Origin of the sequence: Glutamicibacter arilaitensis (assembly GCF_044793945.1) — a bacterium.
Lineage (GTDB): Bacteria > Actinomycetota > Actinomycetes > Actinomycetales > Micrococcaceae > Glutamicibacter > Glutamicibacter arilaitensis_B.
Window position 1 is genome coordinate 3,166,023 of sequence record NZ_CP084994.1, and the last position, 14,482, is coordinate 3,180,504.

Consider the following 14,482-nt stretch of genomic DNA (forward strand, 5'->3'; position numbering starts at 1 on the left):
TGTGGCCCACTTGCGGCTGCTGCCATTCCAGTCGTTGGTGACTTGGGGGCTGTGCTTGCCAAAGATCGGGTACGGTTCCCAGCGGATTACCAGACCTCCTCCTTCAAATCAGGAAGTGGACGGCCAGCTGTTTACGGTTGTCCAGCAAGCCTTGGGCCACACGGTCCCAGGCAGCGATTCCGAGAGCGCACTGCTCGTTGCCAATCATCGTGTCCACGGCTTTGCCTGATTTGTGGTCACCCGAACCAGGTGCAGCTCCGCTGTGCTCAGATAACGGGAACTGACGTAACGGGCGCCCTCGGAGGTGAAGACCTTCGACCAACCGCGGTAAATCGTGTGCTTGATGGTCTTCTCACCCAAGGGCACCACGCCGAGCGAGCGGTATCCGGCTCCGGCCCCGGTGCGCAGGTTGAGGTTCTCGGTCGTGCAGCAAACCGAGTCGCCCTCGGATTCCGTGGTGGACCGGACTTCAAGAGATAGAAGCCGACGGTGCGTTCCGGCTTTCTCGCATGTTCCTGCTCGGTATCAGTCGGTGGCATTCACCCATCACCGTTCAAAGAGCATCTGGCAATGTCCGAGCGGCCTGTGGTGGTTCTTTTTATCGGTACCCGTCCCGGTCAGGAAAGCCATCCCAAGCTCGCCAGCAAAAGTGCTTCTACCCAAAACCCTTCACAATCGGGTTCGGTTTACACAATCTTTACCCAAATCAGCCTCCTACGACACCCGGAGGCAAGTTGGCTAATTTTTGATAAATCCTGAGGTCCGCTGCACCTCAACCGACGTAACTGTTCTGTGTTCTCAGGCCGAATTCCACCACGTAGGCTTGAGCACATGGGCATCCAAAATTCTCAGTCACAGATTTTCTACGCGTTGGCTACCGCGCGCGAGATCGAGCTGGCAACGGAGTACTTGGGCGGCCCCAAAGAGATTCTCGGCTCCGAGGCGAGACGCGCAACTGACTTCCTGCACGCCGAAGACCGCGAAGCCTTCATCGGTGCACGTACCTTACTGAGGCTGTTGCTGGCCTACGTCCAGCACGGCGACCTGAAGATGGCCGCACAGCTGCAAGTCACCCGTCACTGCACTTCATGCGGTTCAGTTGAACATGGGAAACCTGAAACGGCAGAGCATTCGGTATCGCTGTCGCGTACCCGCAAGCTGTTCATTGCGGCAGTTGGGCCGAAGAAGATCGATTTAGGTATCGATATTGAACGTGGGCCCGGCTTTTCTCCCGAGGGTGTTTTTGCCGGGTTTGATGAAGTCGCACTCACCGCCGAGGAACGCAAACTGGTACTTCGACAAGCCGACGCAGATCGGGTGCGACTGATCGCCTGGTCAGCGAAAGAGGCCTTGCTGAAGGCATCGGGGACTGGCCTGCGCCAAGAGCCCTCTGCCGTCCCAGTGCTTTCGTCGCGTGCGCTTCGCGCCGAGCGCCAGGGACATTGGACCGAATTGAAGCACCAGACCCAGTACCACCTTCGTTGGCTTCCCGTGCCAGCGACCCATGTCTCGGCGTTAGCCGCCTCCGCTGCTCTGCCGGTCTTAGACCTCAGCGCAGAATTATTCGGGAAGGATCTGCGCCAGCGGTTAAGTCCCTAGCCGTTGATGAAAGTGATCAGAATGCGGGCGGGATTTTCCGCGTAAACGGCATGGATCACGCCGGCCTCCAGCTGGATCATTCCGCCATATCTCAGCTGATGGGTCTGATCACCCACGCTGAAATCCACCTGCCCATCGAGAACCTGAACAATGATGGGAGTGGCAGCCTTATGCTCAGCCAACTCGACATCCGCGTCGAAAGCGATCTGCACTAGCGTGACGCCAGAACCGGAACTAATACGCTGGGCCGAGTAGCCCCCTGGCTTGATCGGATTCGCCAATTCAAGATCGCCCAGTTCCTGAGCCAACAGGGAACTTGCAATCTTGGTGTCGTTCTTATCCATAAGAAATCTTCCTTTACCTCAGATGCTGCCTGCTGATTAAAGTCCAATCCCCTTCGAGTATTCCAGAGAATATCTGCAATTTCTGGTTACGAGTGGTTTGGCCCCATCGGGTTAGTAGGAACGCCGCCGGAATTTGCGGACGATGAGCAGGATGACGCTCACCAGCATTGCTGTCGCGAGCGTCACCAGCGCCGGAATGATCCAGTCCGTTTGCACCGCGGAAGCTGCGGTCAGCTCGCCGAATTTGCTCACGGAATTACCCCATGACCCCGCGGGGTTTTCCAGGATGGTGACTACCGCGGAGATCACTGAGGGCATGATCCATTGAATGGCTAAGGCAAACAGCCAGAGGACCAAATGCCAGGCCCGGAGAAAACCTAGAAATCCCAGTACGATACCAAGCAACAACGGTCCAGCGTAGATCAGCGAGGAATAGATTTTTGGATCCGCCGGGGTGTAAGTCGCGACCATTTGCAGCCATTGCCCCGCACTGAAGGCTAGCAATGCGACTAGAAGCGCCACTACGCTCAGTCGCAGTTTCGCAAGGACAAAGTAGAGAACCTGAGAAATCACCAGTAGCGTCCCGAAGATCCATAATTCTCTTTGAGATTCGGGGCTGGAGCTTCCTTGCAGAAAACCCGGGTCTGCTCCCAATATCCACTGCGTTGCGAGTCCTAAAAGCGAGAGCATTATGCCCACATCTGTGCGAATCGCGAAGCCTGTCGCGCCACGTCCAACCACGCGTGCGAACCAACCACCGAGCAAGGCCACCAGAGACAAAACCACGATCAGGCCCGCTGCATCCGAGTCTGGCGTGGGCAACAGTGGCTCGCCTCGTTGCCCGAGCCAAAGCCAGATCCAAGGAGCTACCGCCAGCAGTACAACGAATAGCCCCGCAACGATCTGAGCCCACCAGGGACTCCAGAACTTCCGGCTGCTTCTCATATTCAATACGTGTGCTCCCACGGTCTCATTCTGTCAGAGGAGCGAGCTTGATCCTATGATCTCAGAAGCCGTTTCACCGCGTCGACCTTCGCCCCCGCCGTCCAGCAATTGGTCCGCGCTAAAATACCGTACGTATTGCCATTCATCAGGCTCGAATCATGCTCGTGAAGGCAGGAAGTCGAAGAGACCCGTCGTTGTTCCCCCAAGCGAGGAAACAACGACGGGTCTCTTGATCAGACCTTTCGATGCCCGACGACGGTGTATTTGTCCCGTGTCTAAATGCGACCGAGAAGATGTGGGTGATCTTGACGGTGATCGGCATAAGCCATGCCAGGCGATAACCCGATGGCTCCAACTGGAACCAGTAAATACCAAATCAGTCACTGTGTGCAACAGGCATGAGTATGACTGATCAATATGATCAGTCAAGTCAACTAAGAACTCATTAGAACCATCATTCTGCTGACTCCATTGAATTTAGTGTCGCGGGTCACTCTCTACGGCGATTGAACCGGAGACTCTTTCAAGCTTGATCTTTCGTTCAGACACTGCAGAAGATAAGAACATCGCTGCGACCACAAAGCAAAGTGGCAGGATCAAAGCCTGACGCAGCCCAAATTCGTCGCCCACGAATCCGAGAAGTGGCGGGCCGACCAAGAATGCGATATACCCAATGGTTGCCGCCACAGCCACTCGTCCCGCAGGATCATTTCCCGACGCACCAGCGGCCGAAATCGCCAGCGGGAATGCTAGAGAGGTGCCGATACCCCAGAGAATGACGGCAATGCCGGCGAGCACCGGACTATCGAGAAAAATGACCCCGGAAAGGCCCGTGGCACCGAGGAATGCACTCACGGCAAATGTTCGGCTCGCGCCGAAACGTGCGATGAACCAGCCGCCACAGAACCTGCCAATGGTCATCGCTAGAGCGAATCCGGTGAAAATCAGTGAGCCGGCAGCCGGATCAAAACCGTGACCGTCAACCATAACCAGCGGGAGCCAATCGTTGGCTGACCCCTCGGCGAGCGCCATCGCCAACACAATGAAACCGATCAGCAACAGGCGAGGATCCAACCACAGCCCCGCGGTGCGCTGTGGCCCCTGACCGCCGTGCGGGGACTTGTCGACCCTGCCGGTACCTTGCGGTAGGTAGCGATTGACGCAGAGGAACAGCGCGAGAGATAGCATGCCGCTGAGCACCAGGTGCCAAACTACGGGGAAGGCCAGCGAAGTGAAAATAATACCGAGGCTCGCCCCGATGACGGTGCCCAGCGAAAAGAAACCATGCAGGCTTGCAAGAAATGGCTTCTTGGTGATTCGCTCGACCTCTGCGCCTTCTACGTTCATGCCAACTTCTGCACTGCCCATCCCTGCACCGAAGAGGAATAATCCCGCGGCGACGCACCATTCCAATTGGAAGTGGGCGCTGATGCCTATCAACGGCATCGAGACAATCACGGCGGATGATCCTGCTTGGATCACTGGGCGAGCCGCGAAACGTGCAACGAGCTTTCCGGAGAAAATAATTCCAAGCATTGATCCGACGGACAAACCAAAGAGCACAAGCCCCATCTTGGCCGGAGTGGCTTCCAGCAGGTCACGAATGGCCGGCGTACGAGTGACCCAGGAGGACATGGTCAACCCGGGGAGGAAAAACAGCGTGTATAGGGCCCAACGTCGTTGGGTAATGGTCGATGCCAATTCCGCTCCTGGTGCGGGTGCAGTCGGTGCCGAAATCGGCATTCATATTAAAACTACACAAGGTTGCTATGGGCGGGAAAAGTTTGTCTACAGAATCATCTCTACGTGTTGACCTTGACGTTGCGTCAACACTTAGCGTGGTAGGCATGAACGATTTTCAGTTAGCCGATGCTGGTGATGCGTACTCGATTAGTGAAGTGGCACGAGCCGCAGGCGTGAGCAGCCGAACCCTGCGCCACTACGACCATATCGGTCTGCTCCAGCCGAGTTGGACAGCGGACAACGGATACCGCTTTTACGAGCAGCAGCAGTTGGTGCGCCTGCAACGCATTCTTTTGCTGCGTCAGCTCGGCCTGAAGTTGGAAACCATTGGTGAAGTGTTGGACGAACAACAAGATGAGACTGTTGCTCTTCAAAAACATATCACCGAGTTGCGAAACCAACGCACCGCTTTAGATGCGCAAATCAACGCTATTAAGCACACCATTCACTCATTAAAAACGGGAGAGACCATGAACGTAGGTCAAGCCTTCGAAGGCTTCAATGAACAATATAAGGATGAAGTAGTCTCCCGCTGGGGCGAAGACAGCTATATTAAGTCGGACCAGTGGTGGCGCGGACAGTCAAAAGAACAACGGACCGCACAGATGCAGCTGGTGAAAGACTTGAACGAAAAGTGGATCCATGTTGGGCGCGCCGGCATGGATCCAACGAGTGAGCAAGCGCAACAGATCGCTGCAGAGCATGTAGCTTGGCTGAACAGCATCCCCGGAACTCCAGGCCATGATGGAGACGAAGGACAGCTAAGTCAGTACGTACTGGGTTTGGCTGAGATGTATGTGGCCGATGAACGATTCGCGAAGAATTACGAGGGCCAAGCTCCCTTTGTCAAGGCGTCTTTAGAACACTTCATGCAGAAGTAGCTGAACTACCAGGCGAAGAACTGGCCGGGCTGTGGCTCTCGGCCGGTTCTTCTGCCTTAGGCATAGCAACCGCTATTCGACGTCATCGACGATTTCTTCTCGCGCCTGGGCGTAGCGGTGCTGAATATAGTTTTCCAATTCGACTCGCTCCACCCGCCACATGCCACGTCCGCCAATCTGGATGGCTGGAAGTTCGCCGCTTTTCACCAGCGCTCGCACCTGCGGAAGCTTAACGTTCAGCTCTTCCGCTACATCTTCCAATCTCATAAACCTCATACTTGAAAGGTTACTGTGATTTGAAGTTATTTGGGGCAAGAATAGCCAAGTTGTGCATAGGTCCGTGTTCGCAAATTCGACTGCGTCGGGGCGATGACACATAATGAGTTAGGCGCAACAAAACCGGTCAGACCGTGCAACACACTTGGGTGTGGCTGGTCATTTTGACTAAAATCCTATGAAGGCACCTTACGCCGCCCATTCAACATGCCAGCACAGGAGAAACTCCATATGCATTCGGAAACGTATCAGCTCGATGAGACCGACCGCCGAATTCTGCTGGCCTTGGATGCCGATCCCCGAGTTCCGATCATGATGCTGGCACAACAGCTAGGCCTGGCCCGCGGAACCGTGCAGACACGGCTGGAACGGCTGGCGCACTCTGGTGCTTTGCGTCCAAATACAGCGCGAATCCTGCCAAGTTCGATGGGACGCGGAGTCGGCGCCTTCGTCAGCGCAGAACTCAATCAATCAAGTTTGAATGAAGCCATCGAAGCGTTGCGCGGCATCCCCGAGGTACTCGAATGCGTTGCCCCGGCCGGGGAAACCGACCTGCTGATCCGTGTTTCGGCCACCGACCCTGATGATCTGTATAGGGTCTCCGAAGAGATTCGTTTGTGCCCCGGCATCACGCGCACATCTACCTCGATGATCCTGCGCGATGTGATCCCCTACCGTACTACCGAGTTGCTCAAGAAACTCAGCGGAACCAAGAACTAGTCTGCTACTAGATCCAGCGTCCTTGCCGGAAGATACTTACGCGCGGCAAACACGCAGACCATGCTCAGCAGGCAAAGCCCGATTAGTAGAACGATAAACCAGATAGGGTCTGCAAACGGACGCCACATGGCGAAAAGGGTTGGGAAGCTAAATCCGATAAAGCACACCGCATAGAACCTTCCGGTGAGCTTCCCCATTTCCGCTGATCCGGCGAGGTCAAGCACTTGGCTCAATCCTGCCACCAGCAAGACGCCATTTGCCGAACCCGAGAAAATAAACGCAACGACGCCCAAGGCCTCGGAGCCAGTCGTGTAAACGAGGATCATTAACGCAAAAGCTACAACCGCCAGCGTGAGCCCTGCTAACAATAGGTTCACCTTGCTGGTGTCGTTGTACCGTTTGGCCAGCGGCTGGATGATGACTCCCATGCCCATGGTGATGGCAACCGCGGCGGTGGTGTAAAACAGCGATGACTGACCGGCCGCCGTGCTCAATGCAGGAACAATGGCAAAGCCACTGGCTGCCAAGCCAAAGACCCACGGAGCTGCTGGAAGCACTACCAGTTTGAAGCGGGCTAGATTCTCCGCCGTGGTGCCGGCTCCAGCCGTTCGAAGTCGGGGAGCTTTTTCTTCCTTGACCGTGGTGATCAGCAATAGCCAGGTCACCGCAGCTACTGCATGAATGCCATAAGCCAGTTCCGGGCTAGCGCTTGCACCGACTACGGCCCCGGAAATTATCGGTCCTAAGGCAAAACCGGCCGAGGTGCACAATGCCGCACGAGTAGCACCTTCTGGGCCGACGCTCAGTACTTTAACCCAGCTGGTCACCGCGACCATCGCCAGGCCCATCCCCATGCCGGTGAAGATACGGCCGAGATACAGCCCTGAGTCGTTCACCATACCGAACATCATGGCAACTGAGCCCAACGTGGAGGCAGTCAGCGCCAGGAGCGTGAATGGCTTGCGGCCAAACTTGTCGGCCATGGGCCCGCCCAACAGCAAAGTGGGGATCATTCCAAGCAAATAGCTGCCCATCACCAGCATCGCTTCAATTTCGTTCAGTTCGCGGTGTTGCTGGTACCAGCTAATAAGCGATACGTACTGATTCGCGCACCATCCGGTGAGGACCAGGCAAATACCCGGAAGCCACCACGAAGTTTTGCCCTTCTTTGTCTTGCTCTTGGTGATCTTACTTCTCCAGTTCATGGAACAGTTCGCGAACGCGATCTGCAATTTCGTCGCGGATCATGTTCATTCGTTCCGCACCGGTGATCCCGTCTTCGCTCGGTTCATAGGTGATCCAGCGTTCGGTCGGGATCGAGTCGTCCAGGTTCGGATTAGCTTCGCTACCCAAGATGACTACGCGGTCCACCTTCTCCACGACCGAGGGATCAATAGCCTTCGGGGTTCCGGCAGACATGTCTGCGCCGGTTTCAGCCAATGAATCGACTGCCTCGTGATTGATTGCTGTGCCAGGATTCGTACCGGCCGAATAGCTGGTGACTTTGCCACCAGAAACGAGATCCATCAGAGCTGCAGCCATTTGCGACTTGCCGGCATTGCGAGAGCATATAAAAAGAACCGAAGTATTCATGAAATCATTGAACCACCCGCAAGGCATTCGCGGGTGGTTCAATGATGATTGTTGAGCGAACAGCAGGGATGCGCTTAGCGTGTTTTGATCGTCTCTCCCTTGAAGAACGCAGGATGCCGCACCCTTGTGAAGAGCATGATTGCTACGCCAAGTAGCAGTACACCCACTCCGAGTATGAAGACCATTCCCACGTTGCCGATGGCGGATCCGGAACCGTAATCGGGGTTCATTGATTCGATCGCAGTGCTGAAGAACATCACCAGCAGCACCACACCGCCGACCAATGGAGCCAAGAATTTGAAGAAGAAATTCCGCACGCTGCTAAAAAGTTCACCGCGGAAATACCAGACGCAGGCCAGCGCCGTCAGCCCGTAATAGAAGCAGATCATCAGCCCGAGCGCCGTGATGGTATCCCACAAGGCATTCTCTGAGATCAGTCGTGTCACGACATAGAACACTGCGGCGGCAGCGGCCGAGACAATGGTAGCTACCGAGGGCGACATGAATCGTGGCGAAATCTTGGCGAAGCTGGGCGGCAAGGCCTTGTAGTAGCCCATGGCGAGCAAGGTACGTGCCGGGGAGACCATGGTTGACTGCAGCGAGGCTGCCGAGGATGAGAGAATGGCCAAGGACATCAGGATCGCCAGTGGTCCCATAATCGGCCCCGAAAGCACCGCGAAGATCGATTCTTGGTTTGCCTCATTCCCCGCACCGAGTCCGGTTTCACCAACACCTGCCCAGTAGAGGACCCCTAAAGATACCGCTAGATACAGGGCGATGATAAGCAGCACCGTCCAGGTCGCTCCGCGTCCTGGAACCTTATTGGGGTCGGTAGTTTCTTCGTTCATGGTCAGCGTGACATCCCATCCCCAGAAGACAAAGATGGATAGCGAGATGCCTGCAGCAAAGGCCGAGAACGAATCCACGCTCGCCGGGTTGAACATATCCAAGGTTATCGGCGTGCGATCAAAAGGCGTGCTATTAGTGAATGCCATGATGGCAAAGAGCAACAACACCGATACTTGGAAGCCCACTAAAATGTACTGAAACACTTTGGTTGCGTTGAGTCCGCGGTAGGAAATGTAAGCCGCTGCGGCGATGAAGGCCAATGTGGTCGGGATGTTTATCCATAGGTTCTCCGTCAGATCAGCTATTGCTTGATTGCCGGTGAGCTGGGCGATGAGGATATAGAAGAAATCCACCGCTACTGCTGCCAGGTTCGATAAGACGATCACTGTCGCCGCGATCAACCCCCAGCCTCCCATCCAACCGATCATCGGTCCGAATGCGCGGGTGGCCCAGGTAAACGAAGTCCCCGAGTCCGGCATCGCATTGTTCAGCTCGCGGTAGCCCAGTGCCACGAGCAGCATCGGAATGAAACCTGCCAGCAAGATCGCCGGAAGCTGTGTGCCGACCTCGGCAACAGTAGCGCCTAGCCCGGCAGTCAAGGTGTAGGCCGGGGCGATACAGGAAATACCGATCACGACTAGTCCCAGCACACCTACGGTGCCGGTGGACAGACCCTTGGAGTGCAGGCCGGTGTCCGGTTGCTCGACAGTTTCCCGTCCGAGATCTTGCGACATAGTGATTACCTTCTGGGGGTTCATTCTGGGCAGACATCGATGCCTGACCAGGGTGCGGGCAGCGGACCGCTCCACGGATTATTTGTTAGGTACCACGGCCATGGGGACATTGAGCTGACGCAGGATTCGTTGCGCCTTAGGGCCGATGAATAGGCGCCGGGTCGCGGCAAGTCGTGCCGAGCCAAGAATCGCCAGTTCGCCATCGATCCATTCCAAGGACTCAATAGCGCTATCCAGGCTTTGCCCCGAAACTACTTCAACGGTTGCCTGCAGTCCCATGGAGTCTGTTAGTTCGGTTAGGAACTTCCTGGTGAGCACCAGATGCTGGTTCAGCTCGGTGGCCGGGTCTGACACATCGGTGTCCGCCACGAGGGTGGCAACACGCAACCCCACGCCACGAGTCGTAGCGAATTTGGCAGCGTTTGCGATTACCTCGCGAGCCCCGGGACGGTCCCCCACGAATGCAGTCATGCGAGTGATCTTGCCTTGCGCCGCACGCAGCGAGGCAAGTGCCTGCGGACTGGACATGATCACCGAAACATGCGAGGCGTGCAATAGCGCGTTTGCGACGGTGCCTGGCATGAAGAATCCTGCCCGATGGCGTTTGCGTCCGCCCAATACGATCCCCTGGGCTCCAACTTCTCCGGCCAGTTCCATCAGCCCTTCGGCCACCGAAGGTACCGAACGGGCTACGACGCGAGCGCTGATTCCCGTCGGCACCTGATTCAGCGCATGGGCTGCCCACTCATCTACCTTGGCGGAGAGAATAGAATCGAATCCGTGGTCGCCTCCGGGATAGATAGCATTGAAGGGTGCACTTGCAGGGAGCACTATCGCGATCACAAGGGTTGGTGAAGAGATGCCCTGCACCAGGGCCGCAGCGAGTTCTATGGCTTCGGCACCGCGCTGGTCCGCGGTATAACCAACGAGCAGATTCATGGCTGGGCCGTGACCTTATTCAGCGGTGCCACGCCGTTGTAGTTTTCCTCGTAAACGGTCCCGTCGAGTTCGGCGATGATTCGGGCGGCCGAGCGGCGGCCCATCCGCACGGCGCCATCCACGTGCTGGAATCCTTCACCGGCAAGGTCTGAGGAGGAGAAGTACAGCGGTCCGACGTTGTCATTTTGGGTTGCGCCAAAACGGGAGAGCCCACCAAGGTCATAGCTGGTGGCATAGGCCCCGCGGGTCCATTCTTCGGCGCCGAAATCAGAAAGGTAAAAGACCTTTGGATCCAAGGCTTTCTCCCCCAGGAAATCGGCAATCCCCTGCAGAATCTGCGCTTTGCGCTCGTCTTCGTTCAGTTCCCACATGGCGTCTGCGTGGACGTCAGAGATGAAACCCACCAAGGTGCCAGTACTTTCGCCAGTGTAAGTGTTGTCGTAGAGTTCCTGAACCAAGGAGCTAGGGCCGAAACAGGTTCCGGATAAGCCTGCTTCTCGCCAGAACGGCGTCTCGTACACCGCATGGACCTTGATCACTAGACCCATGGAATGGTGCTGGTGGGTGATCAGCTGCCTGCGGGGAAGCGCCGGCACATAGCTGATGCGCGAATACAGGTTCGGCGGAACTGCAATAACGGCCTTCTTGGCCTTTACGCTGACAGTAGCGCCGTGGGCGATGACCCCGTCTTCGGACCATTCGAGCTTTAACACAGGATTTTCCAGGAACACGTCGTCACCGAGGCGTTCAGCCACAGTTTTGGAAACACCCTGCATCGTGCCCACAATGCGGCGGTCAAGGATGAAGTCCTCGTCAACAAGATTGTCGAAAGATCCGGCCGAGGATGCCATCAGCACCGCTTGCAGCGCTGAAAAGGTATGCGCCGGTTTGGTAAGCATGCCACCGGCGATAAATAGTCCCACGTTCTCGCAGGCGAGATTATCCGCCGAATTTTCCCGCAAGAAATGGTGGAAGGAGATCATATCCAGTTCCTTGGCGCGCGGGTGTTCCCAGGGCCTGTCTGGATTCATCTGTGCTGACAGCTCGTTCATCAGCTCAATGAGTTTGTTCATCTCCTGCACGGTGCTTGGTGCGACTGGGAAATCTGCACCCTCGTAGACGATGCTCTCGCCCTCGGAGTTGCGGTAAACGCTCTTGCCTTCTTTGTAGCGCTCGAACGTTTCGATGCCCAACTCTTCGATCAGCGAGTAAAGACCTGTCTGGTCCGGGCTGATCCACTGGCCCCCGATCTCGATAGTGGCACCGCCCATTTCTTCGCTCCAGGTGCGCCCGCCTACGCGGTCGCGCGCTTCGAGCACCGCCACCGTCTTTCCGCATTTCTGAAGTTCATAGGCTGCGGTGAGACCGGATGGTCCAGCGCCGATCACTACGACGTCACGTTCAAGTTGTTTCATGATAATTCCCCTCAACGCTAAATGAATTTGGTTCATTTACCTCTGCGTATAGCATAGGGTACGAACATGCGCTTGTGAAGCATGCCACGTCAGGGGGAAATTGGAATGACCAACGAAGGTGCCCGAAGGGCCGGTCGACCACGTACTGCAATCCTCAACCGAGACCGCATCACCGAACACGCACTGAGCCTTGTATCGCAGGACGGTTATGATGCACTGACCATGCAGCAATTGGCCAGGTCCCTAGGGGTCTCGCCTTCGGCGCTCTACAACCACGTGGATTCAAAACAAGACCTACTGCAGTGGATTCAGGAATTGGTGATGGCAGAGGTAGATATCTCGGCCTTCGAAAAACTGGAAATCCACGAAGCGCTGATCCACTGGGCAACCAGCTACCGCGACATTTTCGCAAAGCACATTCCACTGATCCCGATTATCGCGGTGCTCCCGGTGGCCGATTCGCCGGGCACCTTAGGAATGTATGAACATGTTGCAAAGACGTTGAAAAACTACGGGCTAGTCGAAGCCGAGATCATTCCGACGATTGTCACCCTGGAGTCATTCATCTTTGGCTCAGCCATGGATACCGCCGCGCCACATGACATTTTCGATACGAGCAATCATCGAGACGCCACCCCGTACTTCACCCAGGCCGTGGCGGCGCAACGCGAGACGGGAATCAACACCAGCGACGATTCCTTTGGACGCGGAATCCGCGCCCTGGTGCACGGTTTGCTGGGATCGCGAGCCCAGCGTTGATTCAAAAACCAGCCCCTGGCGAGGGCCCACGGCTTTCAGTTAAACAATGGGCAGCCATCGCACTAGGAATAGTCGCCCTAATCTTCATCTTGCAGAATTTGAATTTCGTGCGCGTGGAATTATTGTTCTTCCATACCGCGGCTCCGCTATGGGCTGTGCTTACCGCAACCCTAGCCATAGGCTATGTGATTGGACGCTTCTCCAAGAAGCGGGACTAGTCATCAAGGAACGCCCATTCGCCAACTTCTTCACCCTCGGCATCAAGGATGTCCTCCTGAGCCCCAGGTTCTAGCGGGTAGATGGCGATATTCTTTGACCAGTCCGCGAGGATCTTCTGCAACTCCTCGAGTGGTTTGAGCTTCATACTCTCGGAGTCGAAGTTTACTTCCATTACGAAACGCATGCCGGGCTCCAATCCTTGGGATTGTCGCCATCCTATGCCCAGAAATTCTTAATTACGAGACTTGTCAGGCGCGCCCCGAGATGCGTGTACACCCGAAGCGTTAACAGCGCAGACGCAGCAAGGGCGAAACCATCAGGTTTCGCCCTTGCTGACTGAAAATTATGAAGCTGCTACATGGTACCCATGGTCGACAAGGATGTGATCGCCTCGTTGCCACCGACCTTATACAGGGCCAGCAGCAAACCGCCGAAGACGATTCCCATCACTGCGCTGAAGCCAAGAGAGATCTTGACCAGCGAGCGAACTTCATCGCGGCTGACTGACGACTCGTCGTCCAGGTAGGACACCGCTCCTCGACCAATCGACTCTGCCGGGCTTAGCACGCGGGTGCTGAGCAGATTGGAAGCCGAATCCGTTGCGCCACCTCGCAGATAGGCAACGGTTGCACGGTTTTTGCGATCCTGACGAAACTTGATGATACTTCCGCCATGGCGGGCCAAGAGTATGTCTTCACCAAGAGGGATCGCACCCATGTTCTGCTCCTATTATTTTGCTGACATCGTAATTCCAGTAAAGCCCATAATTTTCCCCCTTTTTACAGAACCCCCTATATCGTTCACAAGGTCACAGCTCTTTGTGATTCAATCCGCATAAATAGGCGAATGCCGAGAAGATAATAGTGACCTGCATCATTTATTGAATAGGTCAAAATGAACCCACAATTCAGATTACGGAAAATATTTATTCTTTAACTAATGTTTAGATTGCGAGCAAGTCCGCATTGGCCGAGGCAGCGGAAGTGACAAGATGCCAGAGGGCCGCGAGCTAGAAAATAGAAGATGACGGCGAGTGGAGCACTAAGTGCGCTACCCGCCGTCATCATTAAAAGGAAGTGGCTTATACCTTCTAAGCGGCCTTCATCTGCCCTTGCTTGCGGTCACGTTTAGCTTCGTGAATTTGCGCCAGGAGCTCGTTGTTCGACAGACCCTCCGGGAATACGATGCCGTGCTTATTTGCTCGCTGAATCAGAGACTCACGAATCTTTATCGCGTGCGCTCGGCTATATTTTGCGACTAGGTAGGTACTGGCACCTGCAAGCACAGCAAGGGTGACCAGTGCGGTCAGTACAGTTACATCAATACTCATTAAGTTCTCAGCCTCCTCGACACTCAACTGCGGATGCGGCCCGCCTCGATCGAGACGTTGTCATCGACGGATCGTGACTTCACCGCATTTCACCTAAGAAGAGAACGACTACTTTAGCATTTTTATTCGAATCAAG

18 protein-coding genes are annotated in these 14,482 nt (G+C 55.5%); 5 read left to right on the forward strand and 13 right to left on the reverse strand.

All coding sequences use genetic code 11. The features are described 5' to 3' along the window. Nucleotides 1-204: 204 nt before the first annotated feature. Nucleotides 205-369 carry a hypothetical protein gene (locus LG294_RS14855; protein ID WP_404287028.1) on the reverse strand — a complete coding sequence of 55 codons (165 nt, stop codon included), beginning with the start codon at nucleotides 367-369 and terminating at the stop codon, nucleotides 205-207. Between the two features lie 462 nt (nucleotides 370-831). Here LG294_RS14855 and LG294_RS14860 point away from each other — a divergent pair, with 462 nt between their 5' ends. Further along, nucleotides 832-1,599: a 4'-phosphopantetheinyl transferase family protein gene (locus LG294_RS14860; protein ID WP_404287030.1), complete on the forward strand. Its 768-nt coding sequence runs from the start codon at nucleotides 832-834 to the stop codon at nucleotides 1,597-1,599. Here LG294_RS14860 and LG294_RS14865 read toward each other — a convergent pair. The 3 genes from LG294_RS14865 to LG294_RS14875 all read right to left on the reverse strand — a co-directional run bounded on the left by LG294_RS14865 (nucleotide 1,596) and on the right by LG294_RS14875 (nucleotide 4,589). Next, entirely contained in the window at nucleotides 1,596-1,943 is a 348-nt protein-coding gene (locus tag LG294_RS14865) for a cupin domain-containing protein (RefSeq protein ID WP_404287032.1), read from the reverse strand. The genes LG294_RS14860 and LG294_RS14865 overlap by 4 nt on opposite strands. A gap of 111 nt (nucleotides 1,944-2,054) precedes the next feature. Next, the gene (locus tag LG294_RS14870) at nucleotides 2,055-2,909 is read right to left on the reverse strand and encodes a hypothetical protein (protein WP_404287034.1); all 855 of its coding nucleotides are present in this window, start codon (nucleotides 2,907-2,909) and stop codon (nucleotides 2,055-2,057) included. Between the two features lie 456 nt (nucleotides 2,910-3,365). Next, nucleotides 3,366-4,589, reverse strand: coding sequence for an MFS transporter (locus LG294_RS14875; RefSeq protein ID WP_404287036.1), 1,224 nt, complete (start codon nucleotides 4,587-4,589; stop codon nucleotides 3,366-3,368). A 146-nt stretch (nucleotides 4,590-4,735) separates the two neighbouring features. Here LG294_RS14875 and LG294_RS14880 point away from each other — a divergent pair, with 146 nt between their 5' ends. Next, nucleotides 4,736-5,512, forward strand: coding sequence for a MerR family transcriptional regulator (locus LG294_RS14880; protein WP_404287038.1), 777 nt, complete (start codon nucleotides 4,736-4,738; stop codon nucleotides 5,510-5,512). Nucleotides 5,513-5,584: 72 nt separating this feature from the next. Here LG294_RS14880 and LG294_RS14885 read toward each other — a convergent pair whose 3' ends face one another. Beyond that, nucleotides 5,585-5,779, reverse strand: a complete 195-nt coding sequence (locus tag LG294_RS14885; RefSeq protein ID WP_404287040.1) for a helix-turn-helix domain-containing protein — start codon at nucleotides 5,777-5,779, stop codon at nucleotides 5,585-5,587. A gap of 240 nt (nucleotides 5,780-6,019) precedes the next feature. On the opposite strand from LG294_RS14885, the gene LG294_RS14890 reads away from it, so the two are divergent. After that, nucleotides 6,020-6,508, forward strand: a complete 489-nt coding sequence (locus LG294_RS14890) for an Lrp/AsnC family transcriptional regulator (RefSeq protein WP_404287042.1) — start codon at nucleotides 6,020-6,022, stop codon at nucleotides 6,506-6,508. On the opposite strand, the gene LG294_RS14895 is transcribed toward LG294_RS14890, so the two are convergent. The 5 genes from LG294_RS14895 to LG294_RS14915 all read right to left on the reverse strand — a co-directional run bounded on the left by LG294_RS14895 (nucleotide 6,505) and on the right by LG294_RS14915 (nucleotide 12,038). Further along, a complete protein-coding gene (locus LG294_RS14895) occupies nucleotides 6,505-7,713 on the reverse strand; it encodes an MFS transporter (RefSeq protein WP_404287044.1) in 1,209 nt (402 codons plus the stop codon). The two genes, LG294_RS14890 and LG294_RS14895, sit on opposite strands and share 4 nt — an antisense overlap. After that, the gene (locus tag LG294_RS14900) at nucleotides 7,697-8,050 is read right to left on the reverse strand and encodes a low molecular weight phosphatase family protein (RefSeq protein ID WP_404287046.1); all 354 of its coding nucleotides are present in this window, start codon (nucleotides 8,048-8,050) and stop codon (nucleotides 7,697-7,699) included. Before LG294_RS14900 ends, LG294_RS14895 begins: the two co-directional genes overlap by 17 nt. Before the next feature lie 125 nt (nucleotides 8,051-8,175). Beyond that, nucleotides 8,176-9,684 carry an APC family permease gene (locus LG294_RS14905; RefSeq protein WP_404287048.1) on the reverse strand — a complete coding sequence of 503 codons (1,509 nt, stop codon included), beginning with the start codon at nucleotides 9,682-9,684 and terminating at the stop codon, nucleotides 8,176-8,178. Between the two features lie 78 nt (nucleotides 9,685-9,762). Beyond that, on the reverse strand, nucleotides 9,763-10,623 hold the full coding sequence (locus LG294_RS14910; RefSeq protein WP_404287050.1) for a universal stress protein: 861 nt from the start codon (nucleotides 10,621-10,623) through the stop codon (nucleotides 9,763-9,765). Further along, on the reverse strand, nucleotides 10,620-12,038 hold the full coding sequence (locus LG294_RS14915; RefSeq protein ID WP_404287052.1) for a flavin monoamine oxidase family protein: 1,419 nt from the start codon (nucleotides 12,036-12,038) through the stop codon (nucleotides 10,620-10,622). The genes LG294_RS14910 and LG294_RS14915 overlap by 4 nt, the downstream gene beginning before the upstream one ends. A gap of 105 nt (nucleotides 12,039-12,143) precedes the next feature. Between LG294_RS14915 and LG294_RS14920 the strand changes: the two genes are divergently transcribed. Both LG294_RS14920 and LG294_RS14925 read left to right on the forward strand, forming a co-directional pair. Beyond that, nucleotides 12,144-12,797: a TetR/AcrR family transcriptional regulator gene (locus tag LG294_RS14920; protein WP_404287054.1), complete on the forward strand. Its 654-nt coding sequence runs from the start codon at nucleotides 12,144-12,146 to the stop codon at nucleotides 12,795-12,797. Nucleotides 12,798-12,886: 89 nt separating this feature from the next. Then, the gene (locus tag LG294_RS14925) at nucleotides 12,887-13,015 is read left to right on the forward strand and encodes a hypothetical protein (RefSeq protein WP_404287055.1); all 129 of its coding nucleotides are present in this window, start codon (nucleotides 12,887-12,889) and stop codon (nucleotides 13,013-13,015) included. Here the strand turns inward: LG294_RS14925 and LG294_RS14930 are convergent. The 3 genes from LG294_RS14930 to LG294_RS14940 form a co-directional block, all read right to left on the reverse strand. Continuing rightward, nucleotides 13,012-13,161, reverse strand: a complete 150-nt coding sequence (locus LG294_RS14930; protein ID WP_404287057.1) for a hypothetical protein — start codon at nucleotides 13,159-13,161, stop codon at nucleotides 13,012-13,014. The genes LG294_RS14925 and LG294_RS14930 overlap by 4 nt on opposite strands. 209 nt (nucleotides 13,162-13,370) lie before the next feature. Further along, entirely contained in the window at nucleotides 13,371-13,733 is a 363-nt protein-coding gene (locus LG294_RS14935) for a hypothetical protein (protein WP_404287059.1), read from the reverse strand. Between the two features lie 373 nt (nucleotides 13,734-14,106). Next, nucleotides 14,107-14,346: a hypothetical protein gene (locus LG294_RS14940; RefSeq protein ID WP_404287061.1), complete on the reverse strand. Its 240-nt coding sequence runs from the start codon at nucleotides 14,344-14,346 to the stop codon at nucleotides 14,107-14,109. Nucleotides 14,347-14,482: the final 136 nt, after the last annotated feature.

Excerpts from the sequence above, each read along its gene's own strand:
- LG294_RS14860 (WP_404287030.1), top strand. The coding sequence starts at position 832 with ATGGGCATCCAAAATTCTCAGTCACAGATTTTCTACGCGTTGGCTACC.
- LG294_RS14865 (WP_404287032.1), bottom strand. The coding sequence starts at position 1,943 with ATGGATAAGAACGACACCAAGATTGCAAGTTCCCTGTTGGCTCAGGAA.
- LG294_RS14880 (WP_404287038.1), top strand. The coding sequence starts at position 4,736 with ATGAACGATTTTCAGTTAGCCGATGCTGGTGATGCGTACTCGATTAGT.
- LG294_RS14885 (WP_404287040.1), bottom strand. The coding sequence starts at position 5,779 with ATGAGATTGGAAGATGTAGCGGAAGAGCTGAACGTTAAGCTTCCGCAG.
- LG294_RS14890 (WP_404287042.1), top strand. The coding sequence starts at position 6,020 with ATGCATTCGGAAACGTATCAGCTCGATGAGACCGACCGCCGAATTCTG.
- LG294_RS14895 (WP_404287044.1), bottom strand. The coding sequence starts at position 7,713 with ATGAACTGGAGAAGTAAGATCACCAAGAGCAAGACAAAGAAGGGCAAA.
- LG294_RS14900 (WP_404287046.1), bottom strand. The coding sequence starts at position 8,050 with ATGGCTGCAGCTCTGATGGATCTCGTTTCTGGTGGCAAAGTCACCAGC.
- LG294_RS14905 (WP_404287048.1), bottom strand. The coding sequence starts at position 9,684 with ATGTCGCAAGATCTCGGACGGGAAACTGTCGAGCAACCGGACACCGGC.
- LG294_RS14910 (WP_404287050.1), bottom strand. The coding sequence starts at position 10,623 with ATGAATCTGCTCGTTGGTTATACCGCGGACCAGCGCGGTGCCGAAGCC.
- LG294_RS14915 (WP_404287052.1), bottom strand. The coding sequence starts at position 12,038 with ATGAAACAACTTGAACGTGACGTCGTAGTGATCGGCGCTGGACCATCC.
- LG294_RS14920 (WP_404287054.1), top strand. The coding sequence starts at position 12,144 with ATGACCAACGAAGGTGCCCGAAGGGCCGGTCGACCACGTACTGCAATC.
- LG294_RS14930 (WP_404287057.1), bottom strand. The coding sequence starts at position 13,161 with ATGAAGCTCAAACCACTCGAGGAGTTGCAGAAGATCCTCGCGGACTGG.
- LG294_RS14935 (WP_404287059.1), bottom strand. The coding sequence starts at position 13,733 with ATGGGTGCGATCCCTCTTGGTGAAGACATACTCTTGGCCCGCCATGGC.
- LG294_RS14940 (WP_404287061.1), bottom strand. The coding sequence starts at position 14,346 with ATGAGTATTGATGTAACTGTACTGACCGCACTGGTCACCCTTGCTGTG.